The sequence below is a fragment of the Bacillus sp. P4_D3 genome (genome assembly GCF_056401855.1).
Genome location: NZ_JBFUIN010000946.1, coordinates 1 through 1034, shown reverse-complemented (window position 1 = coordinate 1034; position 1034 = coordinate 1). Strand labels below are relative to the sequence as shown.

Sequence of the window (1034 nt, the reverse complement as noted above, 5' to 3'; positions counted from 1 at the left end):
TAATGATGCAGAGCATGAAATAATTGTATGTGACGGAAAGTTATTGGATGCAAATTTCGTATTTACCTTTACATATAAGACAGAAGAATAATACTTACTATTAGGCGTATTTCATGCGGTTTTGTATGGGTGATAAAGTGAAGCTTTAATCAGTCCGCACCAATCGGGCGTTTACTGCCCAAAAATAGCGGGATAAATGAGAAGTACCGGTATTCTTCATGGGAAGGATGCCGGTATTTTTTATGTGGTTCCGGTGCAAATGTTACCTCTATTCCAAATAGTTGATAAATAAACTTCACTTCATTTTAGACAGACTTGTCCAGCAATTAATTCTACAATTTATTAGGCAGTCAGATGATATTGATGGAATTAGTTACTTCTCTACTAAAATAGATAACTACTCATTAGAAATATCTGAAGTCTATAGAAACTTCGCTTTCCCTGTACAGGGAAAGCAAAAAGAAGGACTATGTCCAATTCTTAAAAATAAATTTGAAGTTACTGATGCAGTATCATGGAAGATTCAACCAGGTTCGGAAAGGGCTGCGAGTGATTCAGACGAATGACTCGCAGCTACCTCAATCATAGATCATGTCTAATGAACCTGTTGAAATTTACACAGGAATACTTGAAATGCAAAGGAGTTTTACAATCGAATCTGTTTTATTCACCCAATTGTGAGGTGTTGTTGAATCTAGGAAAATACAATCATAAGGATTCAAAACATGCTCCTCTTTGTCAATGATGATCGTCAGTTTTCCTTCTAGAACGTATAGAAATTCTTGCCCCGAATGTGAATAAGATTCCTCTCTTTGAGCACCTGGGTTAAGCAAAACTAAAATGGGATTAAATAGTGGATTTTCAATGTTGCCCGCTAAATCTCTATAAAAAAATTGGTTATGTAGAGTGTTCGTCTTACTAATGATGTTTCTCATAACTGTTGGTGTTGTCTGCTTTTCGGACTCTGAAAAAAAGTAGCTCGGATTGACACCGAGTGCTTCAGAAATTTTTTTCAATGATTCGAGTGTTATGGA

The 1034-nt window shown here is 35.9% G+C and carries 1 protein-coding gene; it reads right to left on the bottom strand.

The genetic code is table 11. The features are described 5' to 3' along the window. Positions 1-614: 614 nt before the first annotated feature. On the bottom strand, positions 615-1034 hold a 420-nt coding region (locus AC1DTM_RS28220; RefSeq protein ID WP_477001458.1), incomplete at its 5' end, for a helix-turn-helix domain-containing protein.